Annotated in this window: 22 protein-coding genes and 1 tRNA gene; 8 read left to right on the plus strand and 15 right to left on the minus strand. The window is 38.9% G+C overall.

What is annotated here, in order from left to right:
* Window positions 1-308: 308 nt before the first annotated feature.
* Genes ICN12_RS02210 through ICN12_RS02220 form a run of 3 tightly spaced genes read right to left on the minus strand, consistent with a single transcriptional unit; the run spans window position 309 to window position 3331 of the window.
* Window positions 309-1583 (minus strand): phospholipase D-like domain-containing protein, encoded by a 1275-nt coding sequence (locus ICN12_RS02210; protein ID WP_216270460.1) that lies wholly within the window; start codon window positions 1581-1583, stop codon window positions 309-311.
* A 3-nt stretch (window positions 1584-1586) separates the two neighbouring features.
* Window positions 1587-2534, minus strand: a complete 948-nt coding sequence (dcm, locus tag ICN12_RS02215; protein ID WP_216270461.1) for a DNA (cytosine-5-)-methyltransferase — start codon at window positions 2532-2534, stop codon at window positions 1587-1589.
* A gap of 35 nt (window positions 2535-2569) precedes the next feature.
* Window positions 2570-3331 (minus strand): hypothetical protein, encoded by a 762-nt coding sequence (locus ICN12_RS02220; protein WP_216270462.1) that lies wholly within the window; start codon window positions 3329-3331, stop codon window positions 2570-2572.
* 112 nt (window positions 3332-3443) lie between these two features.
* Here ICN12_RS02220 and ICN12_RS02225 point away from each other — a divergent pair, with 112 nt between their 5' ends.
* The 3 genes from ICN12_RS02225 to ICN12_RS02235 all read left to right on the plus strand — a co-directional run bounded on the left by ICN12_RS02225 (window position 3444) and on the right by ICN12_RS02235 (window position 4907).
* Window positions 3444-3758, plus strand: a complete 315-nt coding sequence (locus tag ICN12_RS02225) for a hypothetical protein (RefSeq protein WP_216270463.1) — start codon at window positions 3444-3446, stop codon at window positions 3756-3758.
* A 148-nt stretch (window positions 3759-3906) separates the two neighbouring features.
* Entirely contained in the window at window positions 3907-4218 is a 312-nt protein-coding gene (locus tag ICN12_RS02230; RefSeq protein ID WP_216270464.1) for a hypothetical protein, read from the plus strand.
* A gap of 65 nt (window positions 4219-4283) precedes the next feature.
* On the plus strand, window positions 4284-4907 hold the full coding sequence (locus tag ICN12_RS02235; RefSeq protein WP_216270465.1) for a hypothetical protein: 624 nt from the start codon (window positions 4284-4286) through the stop codon (window positions 4905-4907).
* Here the strand turns inward: ICN12_RS02235 and ICN12_RS02240 are convergent.
* The 4 genes from ICN12_RS02240 to ICN12_RS02255 form a co-directional block, all read right to left on the minus strand.
* Window positions 4846-5421: a tyrosine-type recombinase/integrase gene (locus ICN12_RS02240; protein WP_216270466.1), complete on the minus strand. Its 576-nt coding sequence runs from the start codon at window positions 5419-5421 to the stop codon at window positions 4846-4848. The genes ICN12_RS02235 and ICN12_RS02240 overlap by 62 nt on opposite strands.
* A 313-nt stretch (window positions 5422-5734) precedes the next feature.
* Window positions 5735-5977, minus strand: coding sequence for a hypothetical protein (locus ICN12_RS02245; protein ID WP_216270467.1), 243 nt, complete (start codon window positions 5975-5977; stop codon window positions 5735-5737).
* A 91-nt stretch (window positions 5978-6068) separates the two neighbouring features.
* Window positions 6069-6596, minus strand: coding sequence for an alpha/beta fold hydrolase (locus tag ICN12_RS02250; protein ID WP_216270468.1), 528 nt, complete (start codon window positions 6594-6596; stop codon window positions 6069-6071).
* A 17-nt stretch (window positions 6597-6613) separates the two neighbouring features.
* The gene (locus tag ICN12_RS02255) at window positions 6614-7129 is read right to left on the minus strand and encodes a hypothetical protein (RefSeq protein ID WP_216270469.1); all 516 of its coding nucleotides are present in this window, start codon (window positions 7127-7129) and stop codon (window positions 6614-6616) included.
* A gap of 54 nt (window positions 7130-7183) precedes the next feature.
* Between ICN12_RS02255 and ICN12_RS02260 the strand changes: the two genes are divergently transcribed.
* The gene (locus ICN12_RS02260) at window positions 7184-7993 is read left to right on the plus strand and encodes a hypothetical protein (protein WP_216270470.1); all 810 of its coding nucleotides are present in this window, start codon (window positions 7184-7186) and stop codon (window positions 7991-7993) included.
* An 84-nt stretch (window positions 7994-8077) separates the two neighbouring features.
* On the opposite strand, the gene ICN12_RS02265 is transcribed toward ICN12_RS02260, so the two are convergent.
* Window positions 8078-8608 carry a hypothetical protein gene (locus ICN12_RS02265; protein ID WP_216270471.1) on the minus strand — a complete coding sequence of 177 codons (531 nt, stop codon included), beginning with the start codon at window positions 8606-8608 and terminating at the stop codon, window positions 8078-8080.
* Window positions 8609-8879: 271 nt separating this feature from the next.
* Between ICN12_RS02265 and ICN12_RS02270 the strand changes: the two genes are divergently transcribed.
* The 4 genes from ICN12_RS02270 to ICN12_RS02285 all read left to right on the plus strand — a co-directional run bounded on the left by ICN12_RS02270 (window position 8880) and on the right by ICN12_RS02285 (window position 11270).
* Window positions 8880-9323: a DUF6641 family protein gene (locus tag ICN12_RS02270; protein WP_216270472.1), complete on the plus strand. Its 444-nt coding sequence runs from the start codon at window positions 8880-8882 to the stop codon at window positions 9321-9323.
* Window positions 9324-9386: 63 nt separating this feature from the next.
* Window positions 9387-10412 carry a tyrosine-type recombinase/integrase gene (locus ICN12_RS02275; RefSeq protein WP_216270473.1) on the plus strand — a complete coding sequence of 342 codons (1026 nt, stop codon included), beginning with the start codon at window positions 9387-9389 and terminating at the stop codon, window positions 10410-10412.
* A 106-nt stretch (window positions 10413-10518) separates the two neighbouring features.
* The gene (locus ICN12_RS02280) at window positions 10519-10779 is read left to right on the plus strand and encodes a hypothetical protein (RefSeq protein ID WP_216270625.1); all 261 of its coding nucleotides are present in this window, start codon (window positions 10519-10521) and stop codon (window positions 10777-10779) included.
* Window positions 10780-10826: 47 nt separating this feature from the next.
* Window positions 10827-11270, plus strand: a complete 444-nt coding sequence (locus ICN12_RS02285; RefSeq protein WP_216270474.1) for a polyhydroxyalkanoate synthesis regulator DNA-binding domain-containing protein — start codon at window positions 10827-10829, stop codon at window positions 11268-11270.
* On the opposite strand, the gene ICN12_RS02290 is transcribed toward ICN12_RS02285, so the two are convergent.
* From ICN12_RS02290 to ICN12_RS02320, 7 genes are all read right to left on the minus strand, one after another.
* Window positions 11220-11612: a hypothetical protein gene (locus ICN12_RS02290; protein ID WP_216270475.1), complete on the minus strand. Its 393-nt coding sequence runs from the start codon at window positions 11610-11612 to the stop codon at window positions 11220-11222. The two genes, ICN12_RS02285 and ICN12_RS02290, sit on opposite strands and share 51 nt — an antisense overlap.
* Before the next feature lie 2 nt (window positions 11613-11614).
* Complete coding sequence (locus ICN12_RS02295) at window positions 11615-11941, minus strand: hypothetical protein (RefSeq protein WP_216270476.1); 327 nt, start codon at window positions 11939-11941, stop codon at window positions 11615-11617.
* Window positions 11938-12453, minus strand: coding sequence for a hypothetical protein (locus ICN12_RS02300; protein ID WP_216270477.1), 516 nt, complete (start codon window positions 12451-12453; stop codon window positions 11938-11940). Before ICN12_RS02300 ends, ICN12_RS02295 begins: the two co-directional genes overlap by 4 nt.
* Window positions 12446-13696, minus strand: a complete 1251-nt coding sequence (locus ICN12_RS02305) for a tyrosine-type recombinase/integrase (RefSeq protein WP_216270478.1) — start codon at window positions 13694-13696, stop codon at window positions 12446-12448. The genes ICN12_RS02300 and ICN12_RS02305 overlap by 8 nt, the downstream gene beginning before the upstream one ends.
* A gap of 123 nt (window positions 13697-13819) precedes the next feature.
* Window positions 13820-13895, minus strand: a tRNA-Phe gene (locus tag ICN12_RS02310).
* A gap of 389 nt (window positions 13896-14284) precedes the next feature.
* The gene (locus ICN12_RS02315) at window positions 14285-15403 is read right to left on the minus strand and encodes a Kelch repeat-containing protein (protein ID WP_216270479.1); all 1119 of its coding nucleotides are present in this window, start codon (window positions 15401-15403) and stop codon (window positions 14285-14287) included.
* 310 nt (window positions 15404-15713) lie between these two features.
* Complete coding sequence (locus tag ICN12_RS02320; protein ID WP_216270480.1) at window positions 15714-17432, minus strand: amidohydrolase; 1719 nt, start codon at window positions 17430-17432, stop codon at window positions 15714-15716.
* Window positions 17433-17949 lie beyond the last annotated feature (517 nt).

The following is a 17949-nucleotide window of genomic DNA, read 5'->3' on the forward strand; positions in this document are numbered from 1 at the left end:
GATATGGAGTCTTCTCGGGTACAGGCCCTAGAAAACCCATTTGGTCCCAAAGTATTGGGGATGTGATTGGTAAAGGTGTAAACCATGTGGTCGGTACCGGACGTAAAGCATGTGTCCGGTACGTACCGGTGTTTCTTGGTGGCCCGGGGCGGAATCGAACCACCGACACAAGGATTTTCAAGACATTTGGTAGCGTAAAGCCTATATTTTATAAGCTTCAAAAGTTTATTTTGTGTTATGTGCGACAAACTGTGTTACGCATACAACCCATATAATATAAGGATTTGCGAGCTATTAGATATTAAAATTCATTCCTCATCAACCTCTGTATCAGTAGTTGGGTTTATAAATTCCTCATACGAACCCAAGTTGGATGACTCAAGCTTGTATGCATTACTCTCACCATCAACCTTTATCACCCTTACTGAGTCTTTGCCAACCTCACGCAAATCATCATATGTATATGGACGCTCTTCAGCAAATCGTTTTTTAGCTATATCCAAATTTTTATCTATGATTGTGTAAAGCCATTCACACAAATCAGTATTTGGGTCAGACATCAATGCTTTGTTATTTTCTTGACACACCTTTGCTGATATAACTTTTCCATTTGGTAGTGTTAGCTTGAACTTAACATCTTTGGGTGGGAAAAAATTAGGGTGAGCATCGTGTATAGCCATTGGAATTGGTATGTAGGATTCACCAAACTTTCTTTCCCTGCCACCTGCATTCCATTGATTGATGCCTGATTTTTCCTGCACCTCTCTCTTGCTACCACTCTTAGTGCTATACAAAGGAAGCACAACATAGTCTGCTTTCACAGGCTGTATAAATTTTGGCTGAACAGCTTCGATTACTTGTATTGCTTGTTGCTTGGTGGGGGCTAAATTTGTCCACTTCAATATCTTTTGAAAGATATCGTCATATATATCAAGCGTTATAAGCTCAGAATTCTTATATTCATTCAGTTCAAATTTTTTATACAGAACATTTTTTGCTACATCGTATCTATATTTAGAGATTCCATCTGTGAAATAGGAATGTCCTTTATCTACCTCTGAGAAACTTGCTATCTCATTCCCAAATTTATCAGTTGGCTTAATATTGTCAGTATCAACAAGCCTATATGGCTCTTCGTGTATCAATGCACCATCATTTGTTCTTACTAAACAGTGATAGATAGACTTGCTAATATCAACTGCATACTCATTGGCATCAGAAATAATGCGATTATTTCTAAGCTCAGAAGCTTTTTTTGCATACGCTGAGTGGTTCAGCCCTATGAAATCACCCAATGAAGCATTCTTAGTAAATTCAGCAACCTTTTCAGACTTACCTATATTGATATTGTCAGCAAGAAAGGTTTTAACACCAACCCCAATATCCTTATGAAGGATTGCGTCAAACGACATATCACTGCGAGATAAGTCTGTAGCTTTCGCACACTCTACATATAGTTTTTCTACAAAGCGTGAATGAATAAATGCTTTGTTGTTGTCGCTGTATAAGCGAGACATAGATGCCACAGCCTTTAGTAGGTTGGCATACTTTTCAACATCAAAGTCAAATTTGGCATCAGCCATTATTTACAAAACCTTAACGATTTGTTTTGCTATCTTTGTTATCAATGGAACTGTGACACTATTTCCAAATTGATGATACAGCTTGCTGTTAGCCAAATTGGGTAATTTGAAGTTCTTAGGGAAGCCTTGAAAGTTCGCTGTTTCGCGTGGTGTCAATTTGCGAATGCCAAAATCATCCTTAACAAGTGGCACATTATGTCCACCTGTGCCCATATTTGCTGTCAATGTTGGACAAGCATTGCTCTTATTTTCACGCACATACTGTCGTCTCCATTGATATATGGTGTCACGCGACTTTATGGACTTTTGGATTTCAGCAAAGCAATCATAACGATTGTCGTAATAGAACTCTTTTGCAACTTGTTCAGTTTCCAAGCAATCGTGTATTGTTTTTGTGAGCTTTACTTCAGATGGGAATGTAAATTTTTTAAGTTTGGCTTCATCCCTAAACCCAACTAAGAAGACACGCTCTCTATTTTGAGGGACATTAGCGTATTCCATACTATTAAGAACTTTATGGGTTGTGAAATATCCACAGTCTTCAAGCGATTTCTTCATAAACGCAAAGGTTTCACCCTTGTCGTGATTAAGCATACCCTTCACATTTTCTAAAAGGAATGCATCAGGTGTTCTTTCTTTCAGAATTTTAAGAATAGAGAGAAATACATCTCCACCACGCTCATCCTTCAAGCCTTTTCTTAAACCTGCAATGCTATATGGCTGACAAGGAAATCCTGCAACAAGAATATTGTGTTTAGGAACGATATTTTTAGTGAGCGTAAGAATATCGTTGTGATAGGTATGATTAGAGTTGCCTTTGAAATTAGCCTTATATGTCGTAAGAGCATCTTCATTAATTTCACAAGTCAAAACGCACTCTGCTCCTGCATCCTCAAATGCAATACGCATTCCACCAATTCCTGCAAATAAATCTATAAATTTAAGGCTCATCTGTTAATTTCTAATGTTGATTTTATTATGTAATCTTACTTTGGAAATGATGCTGAAGCTGAAGCATTTATAAATGCTTTTGCTCTTTTGTAATGCCTATTAGCCAAAACAGTAAGTGTGGCTCTTATATCAACAGTCATTGGTGTTTTCTTATTCAAAATAGCTTTCTCTCTCTTTGCATAAGGAAGCTCAGCAAGAATTGCTATATCTGCCCAAGCTACCTTTTTTCCATCTTTTAACTGCTCTTTAAGAGTGTAAATTTTATATGCCGCACTCAATGCCTCAATACTCCATCTACTACCCAAGCGATATGTTGCGTTACTCTCTACAACGCTAACACCTCTCTTCCCCTTTTCAACTCTCTTCAGCACTAATTGAGTAAAACTCTTTTTGAGACTTCGCTGTGCCCAATTCAGTGGCACCACTAAGTTAATCACTTCGTTACTGTTAAATGGTGCAATCTCATCCAAGCTATTAGCAACCATCATTCTGTAGCCTTTTTTAGGTTCAGAAAATAAATGTGCTTTATTAATCCACCACTCTTTGAAAGTCACTTTATAGATGTCACCAAAGTCTTCATACAAGCTTGAAAATTTGCCTTTGCCATTTGCCTTACAAGTTGCTTGATAGTCAGCATTCAGTCTTAAAAACATAAACCACCAATAATATGGACTGCTAACCACTGTAGAGGGTGGATTATTTTCGTCAAATACCTTTCCCCTCCCACCAAATGTTGGATAACTTTGAGTGGAGAAAATTAGCCTATCTTTTTTGGGTTGTTTTTCGTCAGCTTTCATAATCTAAATACTAACACTTTAATACTCTTAAAAAAGTGAAAGAGTAAGAAATAGCACTTTTTGGGCATACTAATAATTCAGCAATTTCGCTGTTTTTATTAAGGAGTTTTATATGTGTGAATTAGTTCAAGTATGCAGTTGTTGCAATTCTAAATTTAGCCAAATTGATGTTTCTCTTATCAATGCAAAGCATAAGGAAGAGCTTTATTTGGAGCTAACCAAGCTACTTATTAACCTTCAGCTTAAAGGCAAAGCAAGTCTTGCCATTACTGATGAGTTGATAGTTGGCATTAACTATGGCTATGCAGATGCAAATGAGATTGAAAAGGCTGAATTCATTTGCAAACAAATCGCTGACATTTGCTCAGAGTTTTTGGATGGGGTTTTAAGTGAAAGTGACTTTGAGTTCTATCCCTTAGCGGCTTAGTGATGGGTGCTTATTAGATGGGGGAATCCACCATCTAATAAGAAAAACACTAACACTTTAATAATCTTATAAAAGTCGCATTGTCGTAAAAAGTCGAAAAATGCGATGATAACAATATAGCAATTTTGCTATTTTTTAAGGAAAAAAAATGCTTTCAAATTACGAAAATGAATCAACAGTATTTGTGGTTTATCCAATTAAACCAATCAAGTTTGAATATGAAGACTCTCTATACAAACATCTTTTAGAAAATGTTTGGGGGGATAGAAGGGAGGTTGAAGAAGACATTAGGGTTGGTGACTACAGATATGGAAAACCAAAACTACTTGATGTTGTCAGATACCAATTTGGAGATACATATCAAGCAGAAGAGTATTGCGATGATGTGGCTGAATTAATTGCAAAACATACTGAACAGTGGGTTTGTATAAATGGAGGGTATGAAATCGTTGGAGCATAAACACTACAAGGGGTAATACCCCTTGTGGTTTGAGTTATTCAATACTAAATTTCAAAGGATAAATTATGAAAATGAAAAATGAAGACTTATTCATTCAGCTTGTTAAAGCCTACATTAAAGCTACTGACAAATATGATTTTAGTGCAGCCCAATGGAAGCAAGATTATTCAAAGACTTTTATAGCTTGCGAAAAAGGAGTATTTGAAAGCTATCAACAACACCTAATAGGCAAAATGAGTGAAGTGTTTCCCTATATGTTTGCAGATAAAGTTATTCCAATGTTGGACAAGGATGGCAATGCTGTATGGAAGGTAGACTTTAATCTTCAGCTTAATGAGGGTGCTGTATTTCTTTTTGTAGCCATAGGCATCAATAAGAAAGTTGTCACTACACGCATTATGGCAAACAAGGAAATGTTCAATAGTAAATTTGAACTTACAGACATAATTATCAAACACGAGAGAATTAACAAGTCAGCAACTGTTTTTGAGAATAAAAAGAAAAAGGCTATTGATTACTTTTTAGATGACGAAATAGCAATCAACGAAAATGAAGAGGATGAAATATCTGAATCAGTAAAAAATGTATCCCATACAAGCAAATTGCATTTACCTGCCATCAATTCATCTAAACCAACTCAACAGCCTTTCGTTTCATATCGTCGTTCACATCAATATACGCTTGTGTAGTGCCTATATTTTTATGTCCTGCCAAGCTCATTAAGACGCGAACCCCTACACCCTTACTTGCTAAGTTGGTAATAAAGGTTCTGCGTCCACTGTGACTTGAACCACCCTCAATACCTGCCTTCTTATATAAGAAGTGAAAGAACTGAGTAGCTGTATTAGCATTCATTCCATCGCTATTACGCTTTTGACTATAAAAGAACTTGTGATTTAAGTTTGTGGGCTTATATACACTTATGTATTGTTCCAATTCTTTGCGTAACTTCTCATTAACAAATACAACACGAGCTTCATTGCCCTTTGTTTGCTCTGCTCTTAGTCTAATCTCATTGCGAATATTGCCCTCTGAATCAACAACATCGCTATATCGCAAACTACTAACTTCTCCAACCCTCATACCACTCAAATAAGTTGTCATCAGCATAGCTCTATTGCGTAAGCTATGTTTGCGTGTTGCGATGTAATCCAATACTCTGCGTATTTCTGCTTGTGTGAGTGTTTTTGCTTGCTTAGACATAGTTTTTCTTCCTAACCAAAGTTTTGCTATGTCGTAAGTATGTTTTCTTACTATTAAATTTCCTACCTTTTTCAGACTGTTAAGCGACAAATTAGAATCCTTCCAATAATCAACGAGATACGCTATCTAAGTAACGAAATATAAGGAAATGTGACTTTCCTTATATTGAATTATTTAGTTAATTTGTCGTCTATCTCCCACAGAATTTGGAAGACTTGCATACAGCGTCTATAAGCTGTTTGAGCACTTCTCTGCTGTATTGCTATTAGCTGATGCTAATTAAGCTTGTGTAGCGTGGATTTGAGGTGTGTAGTTAGCTACTTGCTCTTTTAAGCATAGCTAAAAGTAGAGAGCTAATTGCTACAAGCACCATAACCATAAAGCTAAACACCAAACTAATAATTGTCCAAGCAAGCAACCAATGTCTTTGCAAAGTAAATGCAATTGGTGAATTAGGCACTTCATAGTCAAAGAGCATACCCAATGAAGCCCAAATCATCATCAACACATAGATGATTAAGAAGGCTATTACTCCGTTTTTAAGATGCTTTTTCATTTTGACTTATTCACATTACTGCTTGATGAGAGCCATTGGTTTTGATACCAAATATAAGAATTTCCAAATGACGAAATGATTCAGCCATTTATTAAATTAATCCATCCAATATCTTCTCAACATATGCCACAGGCAACATATGTCCTGCTTTAGGAACAATGTTTACTTTAATTCCTAACATTGCACCTAAATTAACAACGCTCTTTGGGTTACTTTGCCAATCCTCTTCCCCAACATAAATTTCGCAATTCTTTGGAGTTGGTAATTTATCAGCCTTAGCAAGCTCAAATAGCCTGCCTGCACGAGGTGGAACAAAGGTGGTTAAGGTTTCTTCGTTAGAAAATTCACCAACTATTGGGGATAGCAAAATCACCTTGCCAATATAAGGTTTCATTATCGCTTGTGCATTTAGAAAGAGGTAAGCACCAAATGAATTGGCAATAACACAACAACTCTCATCCCAAAACAGATTGGTTAAATCTTTGGCTATAAGCTCAATTTGAAGTTGGAAGTCATATTTTCTAAAATCACCATATAACTCTCTACCCTTTACATTGAAACCCTTATCCAACAAGCCTCTACCTAAGCCCTTATCTAAGCGTCCACCCATTCCTGTCAAGTAATAAACAGTCTTAGTCATTTGTCAAACATCACTGAAATTTTGTAGATATCTTCCTTAATCACCTTTTCATTAAGTCGCTCACCAATTTTTTTGTCATTACAAGCAATCTCAATCTTCACGCTTAGCTCTTTATTTGCATTGATGGCATTTGCGATGCCATTCAAATAATCCATACTCTCAACTTGCCAATTAATGAATGCCTTGTTATCGCTAAATGAAATATCGTGTGGTGATGGATGTTTGCTCTGCCACTCCTGTCTGCCATAGCTAATTACCAATTGTGCCGTTGATGCAGAAAATAGCTTATGGGTGTTTGGCTCTTCCTCATTAAGCCAACCAACTGCAACATACTCCAAATTGTCTATATCTACATACGCTGATTGCCCCTCCCATTTATCCATTCCTCTCTTAATTTTTGAGTCAAAGGATAAATTTGCACTACTTCCATTTAATTTCTTTTTGAAATAAACAGCTACACAAGCCATTTCACCCACAACATAGCTATTTGTTTCGTCTTTTATTTTTCTCATACTTTTTATTCTTTTGTTAGACTGCCTTTGTCAACCCCATCTTCTAAGGCTACTATGGAACTTAAGCAAAATCCATTTTCTTTATACGATTTTTTAGGCTACCTGATACCAGGCTTGCTATTTGTATTTGGAATATTAGTTTTAAGCAATCATTTGGCACTTCCATCGTCCCCCTTGTCTGAACAACTCCAATCAATAAATGATTTAACTACAAGCTCATATATTCCAATCATCTTAATTGCTTATGTTAGTGGGCATTTTTTGAGCTACTGCTCATCAATGACTATAGAAAGATACTCTGAATGGACATTAGGATTTCCATCTAAGTTCTTATTGTCTGACGAGACTAAAGGTTATTTTGATATTGGAGGTAAAAGTTGGATTCACTACATAGTTAGATTTGCTATGTTCCTTGCTCTCCTGCCAATATCAATACCTGAATTGATATTGGGCAAGTGGCTATCGCTTAGGACTTCATATGCCAAAAGACTTGAAGAAAATCTCTCAACTCTAATCAATAAAAGGTTAAATGCATTAATAAACAATACGGGCAACTATTCTTCAAACACAAATGATGGCTTCTTTAGATATTTCTATCATTATGCTGTTGAGAACTCCAAAGCTCATCTACCAAAAATGCAAAATTATGTTGCCTTGTTTGGTTTTCTAAGAACACTCACTTTGCTCTCAGTATCTCTCTTTTGGGTTGTGTTTTATAAGGCATTTTGCGTCTATGGATTTAATACTCACATTATCACTTTGCTTATATTGCTTTCAGTAATTTCATTTATTTTTTACCTTAGCTTTGTTAAGTTCTACAGAAGATTTTCATTAGAGGTTTTTATGGCTGTTTCTGTTTGTTAAATTTTTAGCAAAGCTTCGCTAATTAAAGCTTCATTCAGCTTTAAGTGCCATCAGCAAGAGACAACTTAAGTCAGTAGTGCTGTATTACGCTAAATCCCACAGCACATTGTCTGTGTCTTTTATTCCTAATTCCTTAGTTAAGTATTGCCCCATCCACCCACTATCTCCTGCAATATCAACTTTGTGCTGTTGGTCTAATTCATCAACGCTTAATTTGGCTTTTCTAACAAAACCATCAATCTCATTCCATTTCACATAGTCAGGCAAACCTCCAATAGCCATATGTATATGTAAATTCTTATGCGTTCTTTCACCTTCAATCACAACTACATACTTCAAGCTCATTCCATAAATCTTTGCACCCCTACAACCAAAAATTTGTCTGTTTAATTTGTGCTGAAAGTGTGTGGCAATGCGTCTGATGTCATCCTTATCAATCTTCTTAAAGTAAGTTCCCTTATCGTTTTTAACTTCAATAAATTGCTTTAAGGTAAGGGTTAAAGCAATTGGATAGTCTTTATGAATGCTACTAAGCCAATTGCGTGTAGCCTCCTTTTGCGTAGGCTGTGCATTAGGTGAAAAAGCTGTTTTTTGTCTTATTTGTTGTATGTTCATATCTTTATTTATCTATACCTAATAAAAGGTGAAAATAAAGTGTTTTTTCTTATATAAATCAGATACTTACGAAGGTATCGTTTTAAGCCATTTTCAGCGTATGAATGCGATTTGATGGCAGATGCCTTTTACCCCTACCCCCTCCCTATTAAAACCATACTTAATTAGCTTTTTTCTTATCTATTCGTAGGTTATTTAGGCAAATAGAGGTTGTCCTCGTCCATTTTCAGGCAATAAATTAAGTGTGCCCATTAACTTATAGGAGAAAAAAATGAGCACATTAAACGCACTTAAATTAGTTGTCAGTAAAAAGCATCAATCTGTAGCACCCATCGTTATGCGTCGCAATAAGCTCTGTGCAAAGCTACACGAACAAATTGAGCTTTGTGAAGCTCAAAAAGCAGGCAATACTTTTGCACCAAAGAAGCTTAAGAGTTACACAAATAAACACACGGGTGAGCGTATGACTGTTGAAACGGTTAAGCGTGTGCGTGAATGGTTTTGGATTGGTGATACAGGCAAGATTAATTTAGCTGTTAAGTATGGTGCAAAAACTTTGCCACTTAATAAAAAAGGTGCGAACGCGATTGAACTTAACAATGGCGATGAGCTTATTGCTACGCTTAAGTCGCTAAAGGTTGCCGTATTAAATGGTGAGCTTGACGATGCCATCAATGATATGAGCTTGGCAACACGACAAGCATTTGGCAAATAGGCTAATGGGCATTAATTGCCCATTTGTCATTGCCTGCTATTTTTAATTTACTGAAATAGAACTATGCGAAATATTGTTGTAAAACCTCATCCCATTGTCTTTGATAAGGTAGAGCGATTAATCAATGTCAATGGGATGAATTTTGAAGAAGAATTCATTGCTAAAGTTATTAGCGAGCATTTGGCAAGACAGAAGAATGGGAAGCTTCCCACAATTACAGATGCTTTTGAAATCTATATGAGTGAAAGTGCCTCTGCTCATCGCCCAACATTTGTAAAACACGCCTCCTACCACTTCCGTAGCTTTAAAGATTTCTTTGGTGACTTAACTTTAGATGAGTTAAAGCATTGGCACATCACACAATATAGAGATTTTCAGCTTGGAAGAGGGCTAAACCCAACAAGCATTCGCAAACATAACAACACGCTAAATGCTATGTTGAATGTTGCATTCAAGCACTTAGATATAGATAGGCTAAGTCCATTTAGGGCACTAAAAATAAGGGGCGAAGGGGATGTTAAGCGTCCAATGCCAACCATCACTACAGAACTCATATATCAAGTTAAAGAGCACTTGCTAAAGAAGCCAACCCCACACAAGCTTGTTGCCCTAATACAGCTTAATACGGGATTTAGACTATCTGAACCTCTATTTGCAAGATTAGAAGATTGCGTGTTGGAGCACGACATTCCTCACTTGTGGGTTAGGAAGAATGCATTAAGCGATAGAAAAACAAAATCAAGTATTCGTTGTGTGCCGTTGTGTGGAGTTTCATTAGATGCTGCCAAAGAGCTCTACAAGATTGCCCAAAGAAGAAACAGCGAGTGGTTCATTCCACACTATGCAAGACATAATGGCAATACAAGCTGTTCACAAATTATTAAGAAAACCTTAAAAGAGTTTGACTTTAAGAGTCATATGTTTAGGCACGCAATCATAGACAGGTTGAAGGCTTGCAATGACATACCTACGCGACTTGCTGAGAGTATTACAGGGCATAGCAGTGGGGGAAGTGAATTTAATACCTATGGGACTGTTGGCTACACACTTGAACAAAAGCGTGATGTTATTTTGAAGGTGTTAATTTAATTACTTGCAAATTTCTCATCTAAATATAAGAAAAAAATAAATAAATATATGAAGAGATATAAAGCGATAGTGAATGCAAGTGGTATGTGGGTTGAGACAATTCTCTATGCTCAAAATCAAGCTCAGGCATACAAAATATTCCAAGCAATCTTTGGCTCTTCAAATGTTCCACATCAACCACAACCTATTGCCTAATATGCTAATTAAAGAGATTGCAACCATCAAACCACTAACACCTGAAAAGGCTCGTATCAAAGCATTGCAGACTCAAAAAGATAATGCCAATAAGGCTCTTAAGGCAGAACGAGACAGACAAAGGATTGCAAAGGCACAAAAAAGCCTCAATACAGCATTACATACACAGTAGCATTACTACTAAGGCAAACCTTGTCTAAATTCCGTATCATTCAGGCTATGGCTGATAAAGAAAGAATCATTAAGAAGTATGCAAGCAGAAGGTTATATGACACCTTTGAAAGCGAATATATTGCATTCAAAGAATTGCAGAACCTTATTGCTAAAGGCATCCCATTAAAAATTATTGATGCCAAAACCAAAGAGGATGTCACTCGCCCTGTAATTGTTAGTCTTGTATTGGAAAACACAGAGTTGTTTAGTCAATTCTCTGACGAATTCCTTAAAAAGATTATTTGCTTATATGGATACACTGAAGAGCAAAGAGATATGTTTAGCGATTACATCCAAAAGTCTTTAGAAGCATTTGCTAATTCGCACACTAAATTCCTTAATCCTTTAAGCACTGATTCACTTGAGTATTTGAACCATTTAGGCAAAGAACATCAAAAGCTAACTGAAAAGTTTATGAATGAACTTTTGAAGTTTGGCAAACAAAGTTAATTTTGGTTTAGTGCGAGCACGAGAGCCTATTGGACCGTTGTGCCTTAAGTAAGTGTCCATCTCGTCTTGAAATTGTTCTGCTTGTTTTACTTCTTCTTCAGTTTTCTCTCTGTAAAACTCTTTCGTAAATTCTTCTATTGTTTGCGGTTGCCTTCCTGCCTTTGCCTCAAACTCTTTGTGAATCTCGTAACAACTCAATAAGAACTCTTCATCACTCTTTTCAAATATCTCAGCAAGGATATCTTTAGGCATTGGCTGTTCAGCTTGAACACTCTTATTGAGACTTTCCACTGCCTCCTCAGCAAACTTCAACGAATACTGTTTATGCGTCTCCTTGTCCATAATTACATCCCGCGTGGACTACTTGGAAATATTGGACTCGTTGGAAATGTTGGTGCAGATGGTGCATTCATTGGTGCTTGTTGAAATTGCTGTATGGGCTGTGGTGATTGTGCAGTTCCCATTGGCATCCCATTAGCATTTGAGTAGTAAGTTGTATTACCACTTTGCTGTGCAGTTCCCATAGGCATTCCATTAGCGTTTGAGTAGTAAGTTGTATTACCACTCCTTTGTGCCGTTCCTAATGGCATCCCATTGGAGTCTGAATAGTAGGTGGTTTGAGCAAATGCTAATGTGGATAGGAATAGAAATGCAATCGCAAAATATTTCATAAAACTCCTTTTTTTATTAAGGCACCATATCTATTAGTCAAAGTATCTAATAGCTTATTTCTTTCTCCGTAAATAATCAAAGCTTGATTTGTGACGCTATCAATCATTTTTTGGGTTGGTATTGATTTAATCAATGGGGTTGAGCTTGCTTGCTGAGCAACCAATAATTGATATTGGGTTTGATACAAATATGACTTGTAGGTATTAATTGCCAAATTAAAGCTATTAAATTCATCTTTAATATCCTCAAAATATAGTTTCGTCAGCATCTCAACAGTCCCCAATGCCGTCTCATCAATCTCTATCTCATCCTTACTAAACAAATATCGCTCTTTTAATTTCTCAACCATATAGTCAATACTTACTAAAGACATTGCATACTTTTCTATACGCTCTCGTTTAGTTTTTACCAAATCCCTGTGTAAGCCAAGCTTAATTGTGATGTATGAGCTAATAAAGCCTGATGCAAGTGTTATCAATGCTGTAAGCAGATAATTCTCCATATCAACCAACCTTCCTCTTACCCATACGCTTTCCTGCAACTTTTCTCGCTATGTGTGCAGGTGTTATATGTCCATAATACTTTTCAATCATTGGCACACTTGTTCCCATTTGCTTTGATAGCTCATACACATCCATTTCACCCTCTAATAAGGATAAGTGGGCATAAGTATGTCGCAAGCTATACAGAGTCTTGTTTTCACCATTCTTATTCAAACCACTATCTCGCATTAAGTGCCTAAATGTGCCATTCAAGTGGTTGCTTGTTGTGCCATCCCTCAACTTAAAAACATAGTCATCAACACGCTTCTTAAGCAACCCATCAAAACTTAATTTGCTAATTGCAGGATTGCGAAGCTGTAAGCGTTCTAAATAATCTTGCGTGTTATGTCTTGCAATTAATTCTCGTTTACCTGTTTTGCCATCCACTGTAATCTCTAAAAATCGCTCCCCATCTGTGGTTATCCACTGTATGTTTTTCCACTTTAGGTTTAACGCCTCTGTGCCGTGCCTCATACCTGTGTTGGCAAGTATTAGCACATAGTCTCTTAGAAGCTCACGCATATCTTTAGTGCGTTGCATATGCCCTTTTTTGCACCAAGTTGCCATAAAGCTTGTAAGACTTTTATATTCACTCTTACTAAATGCAGGACGAGGCTTGCTCTTGCTTCCATCATTCTTTAAGCTTGGGATATGGGTTCTACTCATATACCCCATATCCACAGCGTATTCCAATACTCTGTTTAATGCTGTGTTGTGATTGGTGATGGTGCTTGCACGAGGTTTCTTGCCCATCTCCTCTTCTCTCCACTCATCAAATTTAACCAATGCCTCATAGTCAATTCCATTGATGTTGTAGTTTTTAAAAAAGGGGATAAGGTATTTGTTAATAACAGAGATGTAGGTTTGATATACAACCTTACCTTTGCCACCATCTAACTGTGCTTGCAAGCCCTCAGCAACCACTTTTGCAACAGCACCAAACTTCTTGCTTGTAATGACAATATCTTCATCATCCAAAAATCTTGCTCTGTCATATTCCTCGCAAGCTACCTTACCTGCATAGTCAGCGTTTCGCTCTTTAGTGCTTATGCGATGCCATTTGTTCTTTAGTTTGTATCGTGCTTGCCACTTGTCGCTGTTCTCTCTTTTGTAGAGAACAACATCACCATCGCGTAGGTGAATTAAGTTGTCGCTGATAGCTACAGAATTGATGTTTGTATTTTTGCGAGGAACTGAAAGTTTTTTGGGCATATCGCTCTGCGAGGCTGATAAACATTGAATGTAATGTTTTACAGCGTATACCCATTTCAAAACTGTGTAAAGAGTGTGTTATAGAATTTTGTGACACACTTTCGGGCTGTAGCCCTGTATTCTTGGTGGCCCGGGGCGGAATCGAACCACCGACACAAGGATTTTCAATCCTCTGCTCTACCGACTGAGCTACCAGGCCAAGAGTTGGAATTATAAATGAAACTGCTTTCTAAGCTGCCAATTATGGTCTGCTGTTGAAATTCTGCCTCAACTACACCCCTACTAGCCCATAACTACTGGATCTGACGCGCTCTAGAGCACCCACTCAATTTGCGTTTGTAGTGTTGTCACTTTTTGGATGGGGTGGCGTTGGGCGTAGTTATTGGATAGTGATGGGGAATATTTGAGGGATGAGGCGGGGATGTATTAATCCTCTGCTCTGTTGTGGTTTGGTGGTGGGGCGTGATTGAGGCGTCGTTTAAGACGACAGTTGGCGGGTGGGGGTTGGCTGTTATGAAGTGAGGGGCAGTCACTCAGATTCATTAATTGCGATGGACAGGAAACGACCCAATGCCCGCATTGCAATCACTATTTTCTTGTATACGTCTCTGCCGATGCAAGTGCAGCACCTGCATTTGCGCCACCTACTATCAAAACATCTCCATTTAATAAACGTGCTTCAGCCTGACGCCAGCGAGGTACCGTCATAGATCCAGTGACTAAAAATGTACCGGCAGCTGGATCATAAAGCTCTGCAGAAGAAAGTGCATTTACTCCATCATATCCACCAGCAATTAGAACCTTGCCATCGATCAATAGTGTTGATGTTTGTCGACCAGTCGGAGTGTTCATTGAACCTGTATTAGAAAAAGTACCGGCTCCTGAGTTATACAAGTTAGCAGATGCAAGAGTGGCATCATTCACACCATATCCACCTGCAATCAGTACTTTTCCATCCAATAACAGGTTGGCTGTTGGATAGCGCCGAGGTTGACCCATTGATCCTGTCGCAGTAAATACACCAGTAGCAGGATCGTAAATTTCTGGGGCATCCAAATTGGCTCCGTTGTAGCCACCAGCTATTAATACTTTACCGTTATTGAGTAAGGTTGCCGTTTGATTCCGACGGGCAGTCGTTAAAGACCCTGTGGGAGAAAATATTCCCGTTGCAGGATCATAGATTTCAGCGCTAGCAAGTGCGCAACAAGCGCTATCGTAGTCATACCCGCCAACCACTAGTACCCTACCATTATCTAGCATGGTTGCAGTGGGGTTTAAACGCGGAGTACTCATATTGCTCGTCGTTTGCCATGTAGCAGCTGTAGGGTTATAAATTTCAACAGTGTCAATACCGGTAAAACTTACACCTTCACCCCCTGCCACGAAAATATGTCCATTTAAAAGTCGCACAGAGGCGGCACCATAGCGTGGGTTATTCATAGATCCCGTTGCGCTAAATGTCCTTGAGACAGGATCGTAGAGATCGGCTGAGGCAACCGCAATTGCCCCAGAACCTACGCCGCCGGCCACAAGCACGCGCCCATCAAGTAATAAATTGGCGGTTGGCATCGAGCGAGGAGACGTCATCATGCCCGTTGCAGTGAATGTACCCGTAGCACCAGATGAACTTGAATCTCCATTACCGCCACAAGAAATGACAAGACTTCCTATGCCAGCACACAAAACTAATGAAATAAACTTTTTCATATATAAATCTCAATTTAACTTCAGATTGGCATGTTTTATCGAATGGATGAATCAACACTATTGATACTACCAAAGTATTAAATAGTAGTTACGGGTCAATATCAGCCACGTCATCCCGTCGGATAACCCGACAAACCAACGCATCCAACCGTCCAGTTTTGGAATGCCTTAATGTCGCTTAATTGGCCGATTTGAGACATCCAAGTTAGCTTAACCGATTGGGCGCTTATCGACCCATAGCAGTCTTTGGTGGAGTATTCCTCCACCTTGTCATTAAACCTGTTTGAGTCAGAGGGAGCATGGCCCAATCTCAATACCAAGCCTGTTTTTTTCCATCAATCCAAGTTTCCTTAACTTGAATATTTCGGATTTGATCAACAGGAGTCTTTTTAGGGTTTGCCGACAAGACAACCAAGTCAGCTTGCTTGCCCACCTCAAGACTACCAACCTTGTCATCAGAGAACATTGCATAAGCAGCGTTGATAGTTACAGCACGAATTGCGTCATCAACGGTGACACGTTCATCAGACCCCAATACTTTGCGAGGCGCTTTTTGCCATAGGCGACCAGCACCCTCAGAAATGTAATTGAGGGGCCCCACATTGGAGACTGGCGAATCGCTATGGTATGCAAATCGTCCACCCTCTTTTTTGAATGAGCCCGACGGATCGATGCGATTAGCACGTTCTGGACCTACGATCTTGTCATGAAATGCCTCGCCCCAATAATCCACGTGGCCAATAGTAAAACCCGGGATTACGCCTAACTTCACTGCACGCTTCACTTGTTCTGGGGTGTTGATAGTGAAATGCTCAATACGCAATCGGCGCGCTTTAGGATCAGGTGAATTAGCCAACAACTTAGCATATGTGTTCAGAGTTTGCTCAATAGTCCGATCACCATTTGCATGGGTGGCAATCTGCCAACCTTGATCAAAAATCGGCTTTGTCATCTTATAAATTTGGTCATCGGAGTAATCTAAATTACCCCGAAATTGAGTCCCTTTAGGATATATGTAGGGCTCATTTAAAGCTGCCGTGATACCTTGAGTGGAGCCATCAGAAACAAACTTCACGCCCACATAACGCAATTTATCATCACCATCATTTGGCTTTAGGCCATTTGTACCATTAGCTAACAGCGGGCCATATAGGTATGCCCTAACACGCAATGGAAAATCATCGCTATGAACGAGGCTGTTAAATAGCTTTACTTCATTATCTAGACCCAACATCAAACCCAAAGTGATTTCTGCTGAGGTGGTTACGCCCCTTGAGGCAATCATCTTTGCTGTTTTTCGCATAGCTGCCGCTAATTCAGCTTCAGATGGAGTAGGCGCATGCTTCAAGATAGAGAGAATTGCTGATGCCTCCACCACCACGCCGGTCAAGCGACCTTGAGCATCCTTCATATAAATACCGCCGTCCCCAGGATTAGGGGTTTTATCGGTAATGCCGGCAACCTCAAAAGCTTTATGGTTCACATACAAAATGTGGCCGGATTGATTCATTACGACGATTGGCACCTCTGTTGAGACTTTGTCCAAAACATCCGCAGTTAACTCGGCCATAAATGGTTCCGTACGGGATGGATCAACACCAAAAGCCCCTAACCATTGACCCTTTGGTAGGGTCTTCAGCCTTACCTTGAGTTTTTGACTGAGAGTATCAATGGTGTCGTATTTGGGCGTGAAATTCGATAGATTGAGCCAGAGAACCTCTGTCATCGCTGTCATCACAATATGAATGTGGGGTTCTACGAAGCCTGGCATAAGTGTTTGACCTTTAAGATCAATCACTTTTGTTGTGCTGGCTTTCCAGTCTTTCGTTACCGCATCCTTGAAACCAACGGCAACAATCTTGCCGCCCTGCACTGCAAGCGCCTGAGCCTCATCATTCTTTGCATTTACAGTCAATATTGGGCCGCCATAAAAAATAGTGTCGGCAACTTGGCTTGGTGCTGCCTGCGTGTTGTGTAATGTACCAATAGTGACAAATGAGATAAACGCAGTTTGAATAAAACGTTTCATTTAAAACCTTTATTGAAAATTACTCTTAGGAGTAAATCTTAGCTGATATTAAACAAAAATCTCATGGATTGTCCCCCTAAACAAAAAACCATCAGAAGTTGGTTTTGATGTGGCTTGGTATAAGGGGTGTCAGAGAGAGTTATAAATGACTCTTAATGGCCGTTCTCTGCCTCTCAGATACCCCAAAACTGCTTATTTTGAACGGCTACTACTGAGTGGATAAGAGGCGCTAGCTAGCATGTCGTTTTAAACGACAGCGCATGAACAGGGGGTAGTTTTTTATGACAGCGGCACCACTGTAGAGCAGCTTAAGAAATTATTTTTACTGTTGAAATTCTGCCTCAACTACACCCCTACTAGCCCATAACTACTGGATCTGACGCGCTCTAGAGCACCCACTCAATTTGCGTTTGTAGTGTTGCCACTTTTTGGATGGGGTGGCGTTAGCTGTGTTTATTGGATAGTGATGGGGAATATTTGAGGGGTGAGGCAGGGATGTATTAATCCTCTGCTCTAC

The sequence above is a fragment of the Polynucleobacter sp. AM-25C3 genome, from assembly GCF_018882335.1.
GTDB lineage: Bacteria > Pseudomonadota > Gammaproteobacteria > Burkholderiales > Burkholderiaceae > Polynucleobacter.